Genomic DNA, 17,691 nt, shown 5'->3' with positions numbered 1-17,691 from the left:
TGTAGGGTTTCCACAAGGTGCTGCGAAATAGCTCACTCAGCCCGGAGAAGTGCGGGATCGGCGGCGCCGGTGGTCCACAGATCGGTGATGCCCACCCGGGCCTGGCCCAGAAGGCCGCGGAGGGTGGAAATAGACAGGCCGACGACGGCGTGCGGGTCGCCGTCGACCTTGCGGATGAAGGCCCCGCCGTAGCCGTCGATGGTGAAGGAGCCGGCGCATTGGAGGGGCTCGCCGGTGGCGATGTAGGCGTCGATTTCTTCCGGCGCCATCTCCATGAAGTGGACCTCGGCAGAGGTGACGTGGCCCAGCGTGGCGCCGGAGCCGGCGGCGCCCGGCTCGGCGTCGTCGGTGTCCCGGCAGTCCACCAGCCAGTGGCCGGTGTGCAGCACACCTTTACTGCCGCTCATGCGGAGCATGCGCTCCCGGGCGACGTCGGCCGTGTACGGCTTGCCGTGCGCCTCGCCGTCGAACTCGAAGACGGAATCGCAGCCGATCACCAGCGCGCCTTCGGCCTCGGGCAGGGAGGCGACGGCCTCTGCCTTCGCCCGGGCCAGGAGCAGGGCGGTGTCGTGCGGATCGGTGACGCCATAGCGGGCCTGGACGGCGTCCTCATCCACGTCGGAGACAAGGACCTCGTGCCGGATGCCGGCGTCGGTGAGCAGCTTGGTGCGGGCGGGGGACTGGGAGGCAAGAATGAGGCGGGTCACGGCTCCAGCCTAGTTCCCGGGGCCGGATGCTGCCGTGCATTTTTGTCGGAGGTCGCTGGGAGAGCTGGTTCATGGATGAGAACCAGGGGCTAAACCGGGGACCACGTCATGGAACAAGCAAGGGGCCAGCCCAGGAAGAGGGAGACGAGTTCCGTGACCTGATCGCCAAGTGCGGTGCCGCGCTTGATCAGGTGCCCGAGCCCACGAGCGCGGCAGAGTTTCTTGAAACTATCCGGCGGCTGGACGAGCTCAGTGCAGCGATGGATGGAGTCAAGACCCGGTTGGAAGTGGCGGTGATTCTTCGGAGTGCGCCGAAATTTACGTCAGGTATGGGGGCCTCGCCCATGGCCACGGAGGCAGCCGACCGGCTGCGGCTGGCCATCAATAATGTCATAGCTCTCCGGGAGACTTGAACCATGAACGGTACGGAGTCAGCCACGGCAACACCGGCAGCAGCCGGGTGCAATTGCGACTGTCGTTGCGAGAAGGGTGTGGCAGCCGCAGCGCCGCGCAGCGTGGTGCCGGAGTTGGATGGGGCTCAGCCGGAGATGCAGGAACTGGATGGGCCCAGCCTGAACGGTGCTGAGCCGGACGGGGCATCGTTGATTGCTGAGATCCGGGAACTTGAGGATGAGAAGTCGGCCCTGTCTGCCCGGCAGGCCCGCCTGTCCGTCGCTTTCGATCTGGTCCAGCGTCGTGAGCAGGCCGCCGCGGGGGTGCCGGCGGATCAGCTCGGCGCCGGGGTCGCGGCGCAGATCGCCCTGGCCCGGCGCGAGTCCCCGGCCAAGGGCGGCCGGCTCCTGGGTTTGGCGAAAGCCCTGGTCACGGAGATGCCGCGGACCCTGGCGGCACTGGAGGCCGGGCAGGTCAATGAATGGCGCGCCACCCTGATCGTGAAGGGAACCGCCACCCTGTCCGCAGCGGACCGGGCCGCCGTCGATGAGGAACTCGCCGCCGACACCGGAACCTTTGACGGCGCCGGGGACCGGCAAATCATCGCCGCCGCGCGGGCCGCCGCGTACCGGCGGGACCCGCGCACCGTCACCCAGCGCGCCGCCCACGCCGCGACCGAACGGACCGTGACCCTCCGCCCGGCCCCGGACACCATGTGCTACCTCACCGCCCTGCTGCCCGCCTCGGCCGGGGTCGCTGTGTACGCAGCGCTCACCCGGCACGCCGACACCGCCCGCGCCGCCGGAGACCCCAGAACCCGCGGCCAGCTCACCGCCGACGCCCTCGTCCAACAAACCACCGGCGCCCAGCCGGCGGGATCACCGGCGTCGAAATCCAGCTCGTCATGACCGACCGCACTCTCCTGGCGGCAGACGCCGAACCGGCCCGCCTCCCCGGCTACGGCATCGTCCCCGCCGGCTGGGCCCGGGAACTGCTCAAAAGTGGGGAAACCGCCGCGGGACCGGGAACCGGCACCGGCACCGACCCGCACGAGGACCTGCGCATTTGGCTCCGAAGGCTATACACCGCGCCGGGCACCGGGGACCTGGTCGCACTCGACTCCCGCGCAAGGCTCTTCCCGCCCGGACTCCGGCGGTTCGTGACAGTCCGCGACGGCACCTGCCGCACCCCTTACTGCGACGCGCCCATCAGGCACCTGGACCACATCGTCCCCTGGCACGACGGCGGCGAAACCACCGCCGCCAACGGCGCCGGGCTCTGCGAAGCCTGTAACCACACCAAAGAAACCCCCGGCTGGCGGGCCCAACCCCGCCCGGGACCGCGGCACACTCTCGAAATCCAGACCCCCACCGGCCACACCTACCACTCCGCCGCGCCACCACTGCCGGGGATGCCCGCTAGCAGATCGGCGCTGGAAAACCCGGTGGTTCACCACCAACACCACCGCCGCCAATTCCGCCGTCGATGCAAGACCCACGTGCGCCCGCGGCAGCTGGGATGGCTCGCGGCATGATCGGGCCGCTACTTGAGAAGGCCGTGTGCACGGCCGGAGGGTGGTCGGCACATAGACCCCACGAAATATTCGTGGGGCATCAACTGCCAGTCACATCGCCGCTAGCTTGATTGCCAGCGGCGCGACATCCACGGGCGCTGAGGTGTCTACTTTGACAGTCTGTCCCAGACCCAGCGGAACTGCGTTTCTGCGAGGCTTTCCTTGATTCTGTCCTTAGATACAACTGGCACGCCGAGCTCTCCACCGAGCTGCATGCTCAGAGTGCTGTTACCCGCTCCAGGAAGGCCATTTATGAGGATCACAGATTTAGCCATGCTTGGGCTTTTCGCGGATGCGGCAGTTGGCTGCATGGACGGTCACGGCGATACTGACCACCAAACTCAGGAACAGGGCCAGGAAACCGGATGCGGCGGCGACATAGTAGCTTGCCGGATCAGGCACTGTATCGACCACTGGCTCCATGTAGAACCAAATCGTGGAACCGGCGCTCACTCCTAGCAATGCGATCACGCCAGTCAGAAGCCACGCAGTTATCGCCAGAGCGACTTTTTTCATATTTCCCCCAAATATGCACCGACTGCGATCCGTTGTGCCCCGATCTTAGCCGTGGAGCACGATTTCGAGGTTGGGTCACTCACCAGCGCCTCATCGGAGGGCGAGAATTGCCCCATGGGATCTTTGGCCGATGGTTGTCCTTGCGTGCGTCTCGATCACATCAAAGCCCGCCGCCACCACCTCGTCGCAAAGATCACTCATCGGCCACTGGTATGCCGGGACGACCTCATGCTTGAACTTCTCGACAATGTGGCCCTCGAAGAAGCCGATCAGGAGGGAGCCCCCGGGGCGAAGCACTCGACTGAACTCCAAGAGAGGAACGCGGATCGTGTCTGGCTGATGGTGGATCAGTGAGTACCAAGCGATGACCCCACCAGCTGTCCCGGTGCTGACATTCAGGGCGTCGAGGCTGCCTGTCCAAAATGGAATGCCGGGATAGGAACCCCGGGCATGCTCAATAAACTCCGGAACCAGATCCAGTCCGACGACAGGAATCCCAGATTGATTAAGAAAGTTTGACCATTGGCCCGGACCGCAACCGGCGTCGAGTACCGCGCCCTCGACACCATCCGCCCAAGTCGCTACCAGTTGTCGATCTGATGGGTGCAAAGCACTAGTCGAAGCAAAGCGTTCGACGTATTCCGCCGCCCGCCGCGAATATGCATCGCTAACGGCGTTGACCATGCGTTCGAGTCTACGTCTGATCGGACGCCGATCTCCCGGTGCGGCAGCCGCTCCCTGCAGGTCGCGCTGACCGGCCTACCCGGAGATGCGGACTCGTGGGGCAACGGTGCCCACAACAAAGCCGCCCGCCGATCGCAATGATCGACGGGCGGCTGGGGTGTGACCCGGTGGCGGCAACCGGCTGAGGCTAGCGCGCCGCGACTTCCTCGGGTTCGGGCTCGGCGACGTCCGCCGTCGGCGTTGCCTGGGTGCGGAGCTTTGCGCCCTCCACATCGACGTCGGGCAGGATGCGGTCCAGCCAGCGCGGCAGCCACCAGGCCTTCTCGCCCAGCAGGTACATCACGGCCGGAACAATCGTCATGCGGACCACAAAGGCATCAATCAGCACACCGAACGCCATGGCGAAACCGAGCGGGCGGACCATGTTCAGGTGCGAGAAAATGAAGCCGGAAAACACGCTGACCATGATGATCGCGGCGGCCGTGACCACCGCGGCAGCGTGGCTGAAGCCGGAGCGGACCGCGTGCTTGGCGGATTCTCCGTGCATGTACGACTCGCGCATGCCGGAGGCGATAAACACCTGGTAGTCCATGGCCAGGCCGAACAGCACACCGATCAGGATGATCGGCAGGAAGCTGAGCACGGCTCCGGGATTCTCGACGCCGAAGACGGTCCCCAGCCAGCCCCACTGGTACACGGCGACAACGGCGCCGAACGCTGCGGCGAGCGAGAGGAGGAACCCGCCGGTGGCGAGCAGCGGCACCCAGATGGAACGGAACACCAGCAGCAGCAGGATCAGCGAGAGCCCCACCACGATCGCCAGGTACGGCGGGAGCGCGTCGCCCAGCTTGGTGGACACATCAACGTTGCCGGCAGTCTGCCCGGTGAGGCCGATGCTGACGCCGGTGCTGTCCTCGATCTGGTCCTTCTCGGCGCGCAGCTGGGAAACCACCTGCACGGTGCTGGCGCTGGCAGGGCCCTCGTCCGGGATGACCTGGAACACCGCGGTGCGACGGTCCTCGCTCAGGGCCAGCGGAATGGCGGCGCTGACGTTTTCCGTGCCGCGCAGGATGTCGGCGACGTCGAACTGCTTGGCCTGTGCCTCTTCCTCGCTGAGGCCCGCGGGGAAATCGCCCACCACAATGATCGGGCCGGTCATGCCTTCGCCGAAGCTCCGTTTGGTGGTGTCGTAGGCCTGGAACGCCGTGGAGGCGACGGGCTCGGAGCTGGCATCCGGCAGGGCGAGCCGCAGCTGGCTGGCAGGCAGCGCCACGATTCCCAGCAGCAGAACCCCGGCCAGGAGGGCCAGCCACGGGTGCTTGGTGACGATCCCACCCCAGCCGTGGCTGCTCCGGTATTCATCCCGGGCGCGGTCTTCGGCGTCGTGGCCGGGAGCGGCGTTGTGCTCCTCCGCCCTGGCCCACGCGCGCTTGGAAATCAGCTTCCGGCCCACGAGCGAGAGGACTGCCGGGGTCAGGGTCAGGGCGACGACGACGGCGACTGCCACCGTGGCGGCGGCCGAGAGGCCCATCACGGCGAGGAACGGAAGGCCCGGGACCACCAGGGCCGCAAGGGCGATGATGACGGTCAGGCCGGCGAAGAGCACGGCGTTGCCGGAGGTTCCGGTGGCCAGCGCCACCGATTCTTCCGCGTCCATTCCGGCCAGCAGCTGGCCGCGGTGCCGGTTGACGATGAACAGCGAGTAGTCAATGCCGACGGCGAGGCCCAGCATGAGGGCCAGCATCGGGGAGATGGAACTCATGTCCACAGCCCCGCTGAGGGCGAAGGTGCCGCCCACGCCGACGGCGACGCCGACCAGTGCCATCAGCAGCGGAAGGCCGGCGGCGATCAGGGTGCCGAGCATGATGATCAGCACCAGTGCCGCCACCGCGATGCCGATAATTTCGGCGGTGCCAAAGAGTTCCGAGATGTCCTCGCTGATCTCCTTGCTGGGCAGCGCGGTCACGTCGGCGGCGGAGACCTCGCCCACGATCTCCTGGACCTGCTGGCGGACCTCGGGGTCGAGCCCGTTGATCGAGGTGGTGAACTGGACCTGCGCGATCGCGGCCTTGCCGTCCTCGGAGACGAAGCGAAGGCCCTCCGAGGCCTCCAGCTGGCGTGCACCCAAGGCCAGCTTTGCCTCGCCGGCCGCCAATTCCTGGGTGCCGGCGTCGAGCTTCGCCTGGCCCTCGGCGAGGGCCGCCTTCTGCTGGCCCAGGCGGGCCTCGATCGCAGCGGGCGGCATACCTGCGGCGGCCATCTGCTGCTCGGCGGCGTCCAGCTGGGCCTTACCGGCCGCGAGCTCGGCGGCGGCGGTCTCCAGCTGCGCCTTGCCGGCGGCGGATTGTTCCTTGCCGGCGGCGAGGTCCGCCGCGGCCTGGTCCAGTTGCGCCTGCGTGGCGAACGGGTCCACCGTCCCCTGCACGTCCGGAAGGGTCTCGAGCTTGGTCAGCGCCGCGGACACGGCGTCCTTGCCCGCCTGGCTGAATTCCTCGCCGTTGGCTTCAAAGACGACGCTGGCGGAACCGCCCGAGGCGGAGGGCAGTTTCTCCTTGAGCTTGTCTGCCATCTGCTGGGTTTCAGTGCCCGGAATCTGGAAGTTGTTGGACAGGGTGCCGTGGAAGGCGGCTGCAGCACCGCCCACCGCCACCATCACTGCGAGCCACAGTGAGATGACGAGCCAGCGGTGGCGGTAGGAGAACTTGCCGAGGCGGTAGAGCAGTAGGGCCATGTCAGTGCCGATCTGGGGAAGGGGTGGGGGCGGTGGTCGGTGCGGCCGGGACGGCGTCGGGGAGGGCGAACCCGGAGCCCAGCAGGCTCATGGAATCGATCAGGAGCTGGCGCAGGCTGGACAGGGAATCGGCGGTGAGCGAACCGCCGCAGCGGGCGAACCAGACGTCCATGGCGGCTTTGCCGCAGGAGATGACGGACCCGGCCAGCGCGCGCAGGTACAGTTCGTCGAGCTCGACGCCGTCGCTGGGACGCTCGCGGGCGGCGGCAATGATCTGGTCGGTGCAGTGGTCCCAGGCTTCCAGCTCAGACCGGCTGAGTTGGGGGTTGGCCTGGCCGAGGCTGTACAGCTCGGCCAGCGGGGCCACCGTCATGGGATCCGCGAGTTCCACGAGCGCTGCCCGGGCCGATTCCAGGAAGGGTTCCCCGGCCGGGCGCAGCCGGAACTGCTGCAGGGCTTTGTCCAGGAAGCCGAAGGTCACGGCGGCGATGGCCGCCTCGGTGCTGCTGAAGTAGTTGAAGAACGTGCGGCGGGAGATTCCGGCGGCGTCGGCGATGTCCTCGACCGTGAAATTGCCGGGGCCCTTGGACCGGAGCAGCGCCAGGGCGGCATCGGTGATGGCTTGGCGGGTGGCCGCCTTGTTGAGTTCGCGGCGCGACGGTGCCTCGGGCTGTGGCTGGGTCTGTGAGGGGGGCACGCTTTTACACTACGTGCATATTTGCACTCCGGGCAACTTTTTATCCACGTTGGTTCCAGGGACGAAAACCCTCACAGGAAGATGAAAGGTTCCGGACAGCTCTTGCAGAAGCGGTCCTCGCAGACTGGGACTACGTCTTGAACAAGACACCATCGAGAGGGCCGTGGCCACACGGCCGGACCAGGAGGCAGTACATGTCACGCACCAAGAGAATGACGCTCGCCGTTTCCGCCGGGGCTCTGGCCCTCGGCGCCGGACTTGGCGTCACCGGGATGGCGTCCGCCGCCACCACGCCGACGCCGACCCCCAGCTCGACGGCGGAGGCCACCCCCGGCGCCACCGACGGCCGGGGCATGCACGGCGGACATGGCCGGGGCGGGGACCGCGGGGTGGCCCGGGCCTCGGAACTGGCCGCCAAGCTCGGCGTCGATGAGGCGAAGGTGACCGAGGCCCTGCAGGCCTTCCGGGAAGCCAACAGGCAGGCGACTCCGCCGGCCGAGGGAACCAAACCGGACCGCGCAGAGCGGGAAGCAGCGCTCGCCAAGTCCCTGGCGGAGTCGCTGGGGATTGAGGAATCCAAGGTCACCGCGGCGCTGGAGGAGCTTCGGACCGAGGCCCAGGCTGACCGTGCCGGTGCGTTGAAGACCAAACTGGACAAGGCCGTCGCCGACGGCACCCTGACCCAGGCCGAGGCGGACGCCGTCACCAAGGCGGTCGAGAAGGGCGTGATCGGCGGACGCGGACACTAGACCCGCGGTCGCCGTCGTCCGTGACGCGGCCCAACGCCAAAGAAGTCCCCGGGAATTCTCCCGGGGACTTCTTTCGTGGAACGAGTGTGCCTGCGGCTATGCCTTGGCGTCGGCCAGCTCGCGGCCGTCCCGCCCAGCGGCGGGAGCAGCCGTCGCGGCGGAGCCGCCGTCGGCTGTGACCTCAGCCGTGTTCTCAGTGTCGTCGCTGAACGGGTCGCCGGTGCGCGGTGCGTTGTACAGCGACTCGTCCAGGATGCCCTGGCGCTTGGCGACGATGGTGGGGACCAGGGCCTGGCCCGCCACGTTGACCGCGGTGCGGCCCATGTCCAGGATCGGGTCGATCGCCAGCAGCAGGCCGACGCCGGCCAGCGGCAGGCCCAGCGTGGAAAGCGTCAGGGTTAGCATGACGACGGCGCCGGTGGTCCCGGCGGTCGCGGCGGAGCCCAGCACGGAGACCAGGGCGATCAGCAGGTACTGGGAGAAATCGAGCTGGATGCCGAAGAACTGGGCCACGAAGATCGCGGAGATGGCCGGGTAGATCGCGGCGCAGCCGTCCATCTTGGTGGTGGCGCCCAGCGGGACGGCGAAGGAGGCGTAGCCGCGGGGGACACCCAGGCTGCGCTCGGTCACGCGCTGTGTCAGGGGGAGGGTGCCCACCGAGGATCGGGAGACGAAGGCCAGCTGGACGGCCGGCCAGACGCCGGAGAAGTACTGCTTGACGGACAGGCCGTGGGTGCGGACCAGCACCGGGTAGACCACAAAGAGGACGAGGGCCAGGCCCACGTAAATGGCGAACGTGAACTTGCCGAGGGAACCGATGGTGTCCCAGCCGTAGATTGCCACAGCGTTGCCGATCAGACCGACGGTGCCGATCGGGGCGATCCGGATGATCCACCAGAGGACCTTCTGGATCACGGCGAGGGCGGAGGCGTTGAGGTTCAGGAACGGCTCGGCCGCTTTGCCCACCTTCAGCGCTGCGATGCCGACGGCGACAGCGATCACCAGGATCTGCAGGACGTTGAAGCTCACCGAGGTGGTGGCGACGCCGTCGGTCACGGTGGTGCTGGCCCCGAGGCCCAGGAAGTTCTTCGGGAACAGGCCGGTCAGGAAGGCCCACCAGCTGCCCACCTTGGACGGTGCCTCGCCCTGGCCGGTGATGCCGGTGTTGGCGCCCGGCTGCAGGAGCACGCCCAGGCCGATGCCGATCAGCACGGAGATCAGGGCCGTGATGGCGAACCAGAGCAGCGTGTTCCACGCCAGCCGGGCGGCGTTGGAAACCGCGCGCAGGTTGGAGATGGAACTGACGACGGCGGTGAAGATGAGGGGCACGACGGCGGTCTGCAGCAGCGAGACGTAGCTCGAACCGATGGTCTGCAGGGTGGCGCCGAGGGCGTTGGGGTTCGCCTTGGTGCTGCCCGTGTACTTGGCCAGGAGGCCAAGTCCCAGGCCCACGATCAGGGCGGCGATGATCTGGAAGCCGAACGAGCCGGCCCATTTGGGCAGCTGGAAGCCGGTCTTCCCGGCGGGTGCGGGGGTGCTTGTCTGAGTGGTCACCGGATCACGCTAGGACCGGGACGACTATCACGACGAACGCATGTTGAGAAATATTACGTGGACGGGATTGCGGTCCGGCCACAAAATCCCCGAAACTACGCCGCGGAACGGCCTGTTTGTGAAGTTATTCCAGCTCCAGGTGTGGCGATTGTCTCGCCAGCAGACCTGGGGGAGGCGGCCGTGCCGCTGCACGACCGCCTCGGGTCCCGGCTTACCCCAGGAGCGCCCGCTTCAGCGTGTCAAGCCCCACCGACCCGATGTTGAGGGCCTTGGTGTGGAAAGCCCTCAGCTCGAACCCGGGGCGGGACTCGAGTTCGGCGCGGATCTGCTCCCACAGCCGCTGGCCCACCTTGTACGACGGCGCCTGGCCCGGCCAGCCGAGGTAGCGGGTGAACTCGAAGTTGAGCTGGCCCTCGCTGATGGCGAGGTTCTGCTTCAGGAACCCGAAGCCCTTCTCCGGGGTCCAGGTGCCGGAACCCCAGCGTTCGGGGACCTCCAATTCCAGGTGGACGCCGATGTCGAACACCACCCGGGCCGCGCGCATGCGCTGCATGTCCAGCATGCCCATGTGGTCGCCCGGGTCCTTGAGGTAACCCAGTTCCTGCATCAGCTTCTCGGCGTAGAGCGCCCAGCCCTCACCGTGCCCGGAGGTCCAGCAGACGTTCCGGCGCCACTTGTTCAGCAGTTCGCGGCGGTAGGTGGCGGTGGCGACCTGGAGGTGGTGGCCCGGGACGCCCTCGTGGTAGACGGTGGTGGTCTCCGCCCACGTGGTGAACGTGTCCTCGCCCGGCGGAACGGACCACCACATGCGGCCGGGCCGGCTGAAGTCATCCGAGGGCCCGGTGTAGTAGATGCCGCCCTCGTCGGTCGGAGCGATCTTGCATTCCAGGGTCTTCATGACGTCCGGGATGTCGAAGTGGACGCCGGCGAGGTCGGCCACGGCCTTGTCCGAGAGCTCCTGCATCCACGCCTGAAGTGCGTCGGTGCCCTTGAGTTGCCGGGCGGGGTCGTTGTTCAGGATCTCCTTGGCTTCCTCGATGGTGGCGCCGGGGCGGATCTCTTCGGCCACGCGCTCCTGCTCGGCGATCAGGCGGTCCAGTTCCTGCACGCCCCAGGCGTACGTTTCCTCGAGGTCCACCGTGGCGCCGAGGAACGCGCGCGAGGCCAGCGCGTAGCGCTCGCGGCCCACCGCGTCTTTTTCGGGGGCCACGGGCAGCAGCTCGGATTCCAGGAATCCGGCCAGCCGGGAGTAGGCCACCCGCGCAGCGGCAGTGCCGGCGTCGAGCCGGGCCTGGACGTCTGCCGGCAGCGGGCCGTCCGCGGTCTTGGCCTCCTGGGCCAGCCTGGCGAAGAAACCGTCCTCCGCGGCGTGCTTGGTGGTCTGTTCGATCACGATTTTGACCTGCCGGGCGGCGGCCACTTTGCCGTCCTCCTTGGCGGCGCGCAGCGATTCGATGTAGCCGTCCAGCGCGGCAGGGACGTTGTGCGCACGCCCCGCGATGTGGTCCCACTGCCCGGCAGTGTCCGTCGGCATGAGGTCGAAGATTGCCCGGATCTCCTGGGCGGGCGAGGCGATGTTGTTCAGGTCGCCAAGGTCCCAGCCGGATTCGTGGAGCTCCAGCTGCAGGCCCAGCCGCTCCCGCATGGCATCCAGGGTGACCGCGTCGACGTCGTCCGCCGGCGCCAGACCGTCCAGCGCCGCGAGGGCCTCCCGCGCGGCAGCGGCGAACTCCTCATGCCCCGCGGGGGAGAAGTCCTGGTACTCGGTCTCGTGCCCGGGAAGGCCGAGCTCGGTGGCGAAGCTGGGGTTAAGCCGGATCAGGGTGTCCGTGAAGGCATCGGCAACGGCATCGATGGCGGTCTGCGGGCGAGCGCCGTCCTGGCTGGCGGCGGGCGTGTTCTCAGTGGTTTCGTTAGTCACCCGACGAGACTAGCCCGGCACCGGCTGTTATGAAAGGGTTGCTGAACTTTAGTTAGCCCCGGCTGCGCCGCCACGAACCTGGCCCGGGCTTCGGCGCCAGCTGCAGTTGCTGGCGGCGGATCCACTGCCGGGCACTCGGCTTCTCCGGCGCGGCCGGGCCGCCGCTGCCCAGGGCAAGCACGACGGCGGTGAGCGCCGCGAGCTCTTCCGGCGTCGGCTCGCCCTTGGCGACGGCGAACAGGGACTGCTCCGGGCCGCCGGCGGCACCGTTTCCCGGGACTGCGTTTTCCGGGACTGCGGAGCCCGTCACAGCGGGATGTTCCCGTGCTTCTTGGCGGGCAGGCTGGCCCGTTTGTCCCGCAGGGCACGCAGGCCCTGGATGATCTGGACCCGCGTCTCCGACGGGGCGATAACGGCGTCCACGTAGCCGAGCTGCGCGGCCTGGTAGGGGTTGAGCAGCTCTTCCTCGTACTGCCGGATGACGTCGGCGCGCTTGGCCTCGACGTCGCCGCCCTCCTGGGCGACCGCGGCGAGCTCGCGGCGGTACAGGATGTTGACCGCGCCCTGGGCGCCCATCACACCGATCTGGGCCGTGGGCCAGGCCAGGTTGATGTCCGCGCCGAGCTTCTTGGAGCCCATCACGATGTACGCCCCGCCGTAGGCCTTGCGGGTAATAACGGTCAGCTTCGGCACGGTGGCCTCGGCGTAGGCGTAGAGCAGCTTCGCGCCGCGGCGGATGATGCCCTGGAACTCCTGGTCCTTGCCGGGCAGGAAGCCCGGGACGTCCACCAGCGTGATGATGGGGATGTTGAAGGCATCGCAGTGCCGGACAAAGCGGGCGGCCTTCTCCGAAGCGGCGATGTCCAGGGTGCCGGCGAACTGCATCGGCTGGTTGGCAACGATGCCCACCGTGTGGCCCTCCACCCGGCCGTAGCCGATGATCACGTTCGGGGCGTACAGGGACTGCATCTCCAGGAAGTGCGCGTCGTCCACGATCTGCTCGATGACCTTGCGCATGTCGTAAGGCTGGTTGGCCGAATCCGGGATCAGGACGTCCAGGGCCAGGTCGTCGTCGTCGAGCTCCAGCTCCTGGGAGTGCTCCAGGACGGGGGCTTCGGCAAGGTTGTTGGACGGCAGGAAGTCCAGGAGTTCGCGGACAAACTCGACGGCGTCGGCCTCGTCGGAGGCGAGGTAGGTGGACGTTCCCGTGGTGGCGTTGTGCTGGCGGGCGCCGCCCAGGGTTTCCATGTCCACGTCCTCGCCCGTGACGGTCTTGATGACGTCCGGGCCGGTGATGAACATGTGGGAGGTCTTGTCCACCATCACCACGTAGTCGGTCAGGGCGGGGGAGTAGGCCGCGCCGCCGGCGGACGGGCCCATGATGAGGGAGATCTGCGGGACGACGCCGGAGGCGTGCACGTTGTTGCGGAAGATGTCCGCGAACATGGCCAGCGAGGCGACGCCTTCCTGGATGCGGGCGCCGCCGCCGTCGAGGATGCCCACCACGGGGCAGCCGTTGCGCAGCGCGAATTCCTGGACCTTGACGATCTTCTCGCCGTTGACCTGGCTCAGCGAACCGCCGTACACGGAGAAATCCTGGCTGTACACGGCCACCGGTCGGCCGTCCACAGTGCCGTAGCCGGAGACCAGGCCGTCGCCCAGGGGCTTCTTCCTCTCCATGCCGAAAGCGGTGGAGCGGTGCACGGCGAGGGCATCAAACTCGACGAAGGAGCCGGCGTCCAGCAGCAGGTCGACGCGCTCGCGGGCCGTGTTCTTGCCGCGGGCGTGCTGCTTTTCGATCGCTTCCGGGCCGGAGGGCTGCTCAGCACGGGCCTGGCGGTCGCGGAAATCGGCAATCTTTCCCGCGGTCGTGGTCAGATCGTGGCTCATCAAGTGTCTCCGGCTCTGTAGGTCATGGCGGCTGTGTACGTTCTCGCTGGCCTGTGCGGGGGCGCTTAAGTGGGTTCCACACAAAAACATGGCCGTGGTGGCAAGTCTAGTGACGCTATTCGCCCGAGCCGCTGTAGAAAACCTACAATTTTCACACCGGATGCCCGCGGCCTGCTCCGCGCCGGGCGGGCCGCGGCTGCGTCCCGGTCCGCACGCCCCGGGTATGTTACTGGCGAGTAACATCGGTTAGAGTGTCTCCATGACTTTGAGCAACGACGCTTCCGACACGAGCCAGCAGCCGGACACCGCCCAGCAGCCGGGCCCCTACCATGGGTCCGGCTCCCTGCAGGGCCGCACCATCCTCATCTCCGGCGGCAGCCGCGGGATCGGCCTGGCCATTGCCACCCGCGCCGCGCGCGACGGCGCCAACATCGTCCTCATGGCAAAGACCGGCCAGCCGCACGCCAAGCTGGAAGGCACGGTCTACTCCGCGGCCGAACAGATCGAGGCGGCCGGAGGGCAGGCCCTGCCGCTGGTGGGGGATGTGCGCAACGACGTGGACGTCGCCGGGGCAGTGGACGCCGCCGTCGAACGCTTTGGCGGCATCGACGTGGTCATCAACAACGCCTCCGCCATCGACCTGTCCACCACCGACGACGTCGACATGAAGCGCTACGACCTGATGCAGGACATCAACGTCCGGGGCACGTTCCTGCTCTCCAAGCTGGCCCTGCCGGCCCTCCGCCAGTCCGACGCCGGCCACATCCTGACGCTCTCCCCGCCGCTGAACCTGGACCCCAAGTGGGCCGGCCTGCACCTGGCGTACACCATGGCCAAGTACGGCATGAGCCTGACCACCCTGGGCCTCGCCGAGGAGCTGAAGGCCGACGGGATCTCCGTGAACTCCCTGTGGCCCCGCACGCTGATCGACACGGCCGCCATCCGCAACATGCCGGGCGGGGAAAAGATCGTCCAGGGCGCCCGGGGGCCGGGGATCATGGCGGACGCAGCCCATGCGGTGCTGACCGGCAGCCACGCCGTGCCGGACTCCGGCAGCCGGACCGGCAACTTCTACACCGACGAACAGGTCCTCGCCGCCGCCGGCGTCACGGACTTCAGCCCCTACAGCCTGGGCGCTCCGGAAGACCGTCTGATTCCCGATATCTTCCTGTGAGTTTCCTGCGGATTCCGCACCGGAGGCACTTCCCGCCAGTGCGGCCGGAGCCGGGCACCGCGTAACTCGGTAGGATTCAAAGCATGGAAGCCGCGCAGGAATCCCCGGACCGTCCGCCCCTTGATGTGAACGCCCTCAGCGATGAGGCGTTCCTCTCAGCCAACGGCATTCCGCGGCTCACCGTGGTGGAGTCCACCGGCTCCACCAACGCGGACCTGCTCCGCGGATCCGGCGAAGATCCCTTTGCCCACCCGGATCTGACGGTGCTGGCTGCCGAATACCAGAGTGCGGCGCGCGGCCGCCTCGACCGCCGCTGGGAGGCGCCCGCCAGGAGCTCGGTGTCCGTGTCGCTGGTGCTGCGCCCGGTCAACGCGGAAGGGCGGCCCCTGCCGACCCAGAGCTACTCCTGGCTCTCGCTGCTCGCCGCCCTCGCCCTCTGCGAGGCCCTGGTGGACACGGCTGGCCTCCCGGCGGAACTGAAATGGCCCAACGACGTCCTGGTCCGGGGCCGGAAGATCGCCGGCATCCTGGCCCAACTCGGCCCGATGCAGGGCGGCGCCGTGCCGCCCGTGGTGCTGGGGACCGGACTGAACGTCACGCTCACCGAGGCCGAGCTTCCCGTCCCCACCGCCACCTCCGTCCTGCTGGAAAACCCTGCCTCGGTGGACCGGACCGCGCTGCTCAAGAGCTACCTGTCCCGCTTCACCGCGCTCTACCGCAGCTTCTGCAACGCCGACGGCGACCCCACCGCCGGGATGGCCGGCGGGCCCTCCCTGCACAAGCGGCTGGAGCACCAGCTCACCACGCTGGGCAAGCAGGTCCGCGCCCAACTGCCGGGCGACCACGAAATCATCGGCCATGCCACCCGCCTGGACGACTACGGATCGCTCCTGGTGGTGGACTCCGGCGGGCACGAGCACGTGGTGACGGCCGGCGACGTGGTGCACCTGCGGCCCTGGACGCCTCCCGGCCAGAACGCGGGTCATGAAAGCGGTTATGCGTAAAGAGCTCCTGCCGGGCGAACAAGTGATTGTGGTGACCCGGCCGCAGCCCCGGACGCTGATCTTCCCGGCGCTGCTGTTCATCCTGGTGCCGGCCCTGGCCGCCTACGCCAGCGCATGGATCGTCAAGGGCGGCCCCGGCCACCTGGTGCCGGTGGTCAGGGACTCGGCCAGGCAGTGGACGCCGTGGCTGATCGGGGCGTGCATCGGACTGGCGGCCTGGGTGCTGCTGGGCTACTGCCTGCCAAGGGTCCTGTCCTGGCAGGCCACCAAATACACGCTAACCAGCCAGCGGCTGGTTGCCCGGTACGGCATGCTCCGGCGGCGCGACCAGCAGGTGTGGCTGGCCGCCGTTCGTAATGTGGAGATCCATCAGTCGTTGCTCCAGCGCATATTGCGGTCAGGGAACATATCCTTGGATACCGGGTACCCGGCCGGCACCGTGGTCCCCGACGTTCCGGAAGCTGCGACGTTCCGCAGCTTCATTTTCGACGCCATCAACGAGCTCCCGCAGGGCGGGGTGCTGGGCGCCGGGGAACTGCCCTACGATAACGCCAGCCCCTGGCAGATAGAGCCCTGGCCTTTGGAGAAGAGAGAAGGTGGAAGAGATGAGCGCTGACAACGGTCACCGTGACACGGGACTGCTGGCCGACGGGCCGGCGCACGTTTCGGATGCCTTTGTGGAGGCGGCCACCCTCGAAGCCGCCGTCCTCGACACGATCGCCGAGAACCCCGACTCCAACGGCGAGAACCCCGACTCCAGTACGGCAGGTTCCGCCGCGGCGGAACCCGCCGATGCCAATTCCGACCCGGCTGACGCCGACGCCGTCGATGCCGATTCCGACCCGGCTGACGCTGACGCCGACGGCAGCATTCCCGCTGCCGCTGATGCCCCGGCGGCTGCAGGGCCGCCCACCGGCGCCATGTCCGCCGAACGTCTTGCCCTCAAAGCCCTGGAGCAGCGGCTGCTGGGCGGCGAACGCAAACTCCGCCGCCGCGAGGTGGCCTCCGGCGCCGGGCTGTCCCTGCTGTCCGCCCGGAAACTCTGGCGCGCCCTCGGCTTCCCCAACATCGGGGACGAGGATGTCGCCTTCACCGAACGCGACCAGTCCGCGCTGAACACCATCGTGGACCTGGTCCGCGCCGGCCAGCTCACCGAGGAAGCCGCGATCTCCGTGACCCGGGCTATCGGCCAGATGACGGACCGCATGGTGGTGTGGCAGATCGAAGCCCTGGTGGAGGACATGGTCCAGAACCAGGGCGTCACCGATGCCGTGGCCCGCAAGCGTCTGGTCGGCGAACTGCCGTCCCTCGTGGACGCGCTGGAGGAAATGCTGGTCTACTCCTGGCGCCGCCAGCTGAACGCCGGGATCCAGCGCCTCGCTGTGCGTGCCGAGGCCGGGCTGGCCTCCAGCGAGGAAGGCCGCGAAGGCGACGAAGACGACGCGCCGCTGCCGCTGGCGCGGGCCGTCGGCTTCGCGGACCTGGTTTCCTATACCAGCCTGTCCCGCCGGATGAACGAAAAAACCCTGGCCCAGCTGGTGCAGCGCTTCGAGAACAAGTGCGCCGAAATCATCTCAGTCGGCGGCGGGCGCCTGGTCAAGACCGTGGGCGATGAAGTCCTCTACATCGCCGAGACCCCCGCTGCCGGCGCCGAAATCTCCCTCGCTCTGTGCCAGGCCTTCACGGACGACGAGATCCTCCCGCAGGCGCGTGTGGCCATGGTGTGGGGCCGGATCCTGTCCCGGCTGGGTGACATCTACGGCCCCACGGTCAACCTCGCTGCGCGGCTGACCGCACTGGCGGATCCGGGCACGGTGCTGGTGGACTCCATGACCGCGGCGGCGCTGGAGAACGACGAACGCTTCGTCCTGCAGCCGCGCCCGGCCGAGGACGTCCGCGGCTTCGGCGAAATCCACCCCATCCTCCTCCAACGCGGCAGCGGCCGCGGCTTGGTCCTGGATTAACAGCGCCTGAACTGGGGCGATGCTGACCCTGCCGGATTTGACGCCGCCAACGTTTCTCTAATCGATGGCTAATATGCGATAGTCGAAGCTATCTGGCACCACCGCGGGCGACGCCTCGTGTGCGGAGCCGTGAC

The 17,691-nt window shown here is 67.9% G+C and carries 15 protein-coding genes and 1 pseudogene; 7 read left to right on the top strand and 9 right to left on the bottom strand.

Going from position 1 to position 17,691, the window contains the following annotated elements; translation table 11 throughout:
• Nucleotides 1-32: 32 nt before the first annotated feature.
• Nucleotides 33-707 (bottom strand): Maf family protein, encoded by a 675-nt coding sequence (locus tag ACTWQD_RS10455; RefSeq protein WP_443196062.1) that lies wholly within the window; start codon nt 705-707, stop codon nt 33-35.
• Between the two features lie 71 nt (nt 708-778).
• Between ACTWQD_RS10455 and ACTWQD_RS10450 the strand changes: the two genes are divergently transcribed.
• On the top strand, nt 779-1,120 hold the full coding sequence (locus tag ACTWQD_RS10450; RefSeq protein ID WP_443196061.1) for a hypothetical protein: 342 nt from the start codon (nt 779-781) through the stop codon (nt 1,118-1,120).
• A 135-nt stretch (nt 1,121-1,255) separates the two neighbouring features.
• Nucleotides 1,256-2,634 (top strand): annotated as a pseudogene (locus ACTWQD_RS10445) (DUF222 domain-containing protein).
• Between the two features lie 306 nt (nt 2,635-2,940).
• On the opposite strand, the gene ACTWQD_RS10440 reads toward ACTWQD_RS10445, so the two are convergent.
• The 4 genes from ACTWQD_RS10440 to ACTWQD_RS10425 all read right to left on the bottom strand — a co-directional run bounded on the left by ACTWQD_RS10440 (nt 2,941) and on the right by ACTWQD_RS10425 (nt 7,301).
• Nucleotides 2,941-3,189: a hypothetical protein gene (locus ACTWQD_RS10440; RefSeq protein ID WP_443196060.1), complete on the bottom strand. Its 249-nt coding sequence runs from the start codon at nt 3,187-3,189 to the stop codon at nt 2,941-2,943.
• A gap of 90 nt (nt 3,190-3,279) precedes the next feature.
• Nucleotides 3,280-3,873 (bottom strand): class I SAM-dependent methyltransferase, encoded by a 594-nt coding sequence (locus ACTWQD_RS10435; RefSeq protein WP_443196059.1) that lies wholly within the window; start codon nt 3,871-3,873, stop codon nt 3,280-3,282.
• A gap of 187 nt (nt 3,874-4,060) precedes the next feature.
• Entirely contained in the window at nt 4,061-6,604 is a 2,544-nt protein-coding gene (locus tag ACTWQD_RS10430; protein ID WP_443196058.1) for an MMPL family transporter, read from the bottom strand.
• Nucleotide 6,605: 1 nt separating this feature from the next.
• Entirely contained in the window at nt 6,606-7,301 is a 696-nt protein-coding gene (locus ACTWQD_RS10425; RefSeq protein WP_443196057.1) for a TetR/AcrR family transcriptional regulator, read from the bottom strand.
• Nucleotides 7,302-7,495: 194 nt separating this feature from the next.
• Between ACTWQD_RS10425 and ACTWQD_RS10420 the strand changes: the two genes are divergently transcribed.
• A complete protein-coding gene (locus tag ACTWQD_RS10420) occupies nt 7,496-8,050 on the top strand; it encodes a hypothetical protein (protein ID WP_443196056.1) in 555 nt (184 codons plus the stop codon).
• A gap of 96 nt (nt 8,051-8,146) precedes the next feature.
• Here ACTWQD_RS10420 and ACTWQD_RS10415 read toward each other — a convergent pair whose 3' ends face one another.
• The 4 genes from ACTWQD_RS10415 to ACTWQD_RS10400 form a co-directional block, all read right to left on the bottom strand.
• Nucleotides 8,147-9,604, bottom strand: a complete 1,458-nt coding sequence (locus tag ACTWQD_RS10415; protein ID WP_443196055.1) for a dicarboxylate/amino acid:cation symporter — start codon at nt 9,602-9,604, stop codon at nt 8,147-8,149.
• A 211-nt stretch (nt 9,605-9,815) separates the two neighbouring features.
• Nucleotides 9,816-11,525 carry a DUF885 domain-containing protein gene (locus tag ACTWQD_RS10410; protein WP_443196054.1) on the bottom strand — a complete coding sequence of 570 codons (1,710 nt, stop codon included), beginning with the start codon at nt 11,523-11,525 and terminating at the stop codon, nt 9,816-9,818.
• Nucleotides 11,526-11,577: 52 nt separating this feature from the next.
• The gene (locus ACTWQD_RS10405; protein WP_443196053.1) at nt 11,578-11,835 is read right to left on the bottom strand and encodes an acyl-CoA carboxylase subunit epsilon; all 258 of its coding nucleotides are present in this window, start codon (nt 11,833-11,835) and stop codon (nt 11,578-11,580) included.
• Nucleotides 11,832-13,415 carry an acyl-CoA carboxylase subunit beta gene (locus ACTWQD_RS10400; protein ID WP_443196052.1) on the bottom strand — a complete coding sequence of 528 codons (1,584 nt, stop codon included), beginning with the start codon at nt 13,413-13,415 and terminating at the stop codon, nt 11,832-11,834. The genes ACTWQD_RS10405 and ACTWQD_RS10400 overlap by 4 nt, the downstream gene beginning before the upstream one ends.
• 259 nt (nt 13,416-13,674) lie before the next feature.
• Here ACTWQD_RS10400 and ACTWQD_RS10395 point away from each other — a divergent pair, with 259 nt between their 5' ends.
• From ACTWQD_RS10395 to ACTWQD_RS10380, 4 genes are all read left to right on the top strand, one after another.
• Entirely contained in the window at nt 13,675-14,589 is a 915-nt protein-coding gene (locus tag ACTWQD_RS10395) for an SDR family oxidoreductase (protein WP_443196051.1), read from the top strand.
• A gap of 83 nt (nt 14,590-14,672) precedes the next feature.
• Complete coding sequence (locus tag ACTWQD_RS10390; protein WP_443196050.1) at nt 14,673-15,593, top strand: biotin--[acetyl-CoA-carboxylase] ligase; 921 nt, start codon at nt 14,673-14,675, stop codon at nt 15,591-15,593.
• Complete coding sequence (locus ACTWQD_RS10385; protein WP_443196049.1) at nt 15,586-16,209, top strand: PH domain-containing protein; 624 nt, start codon at nt 15,586-15,588, stop codon at nt 16,207-16,209. Before ACTWQD_RS10390 ends, ACTWQD_RS10385 begins: the two co-directional genes overlap by 8 nt.
• On the top strand, nt 16,199-17,557 hold the full coding sequence (locus tag ACTWQD_RS10380; RefSeq protein WP_443196048.1) for an adenylate/guanylate cyclase domain-containing protein: 1,359 nt from the start codon (nt 16,199-16,201) through the stop codon (nt 17,555-17,557). Before ACTWQD_RS10385 ends, ACTWQD_RS10380 begins: the two co-directional genes overlap by 11 nt.
• Nucleotides 17,558-17,691: the final 134 nt, after the last annotated feature.

The organism is Pseudarthrobacter sp. 1C304 (genome assembly GCF_052245515.1).
Lineage (GTDB): Bacteria > Actinomycetota > Actinomycetes > Actinomycetales > Micrococcaceae > Arthrobacter.
Note: the sequence above shows the minus strand (reverse complement) of the source record. Positions and strands in the feature narration are given on the sequence as shown.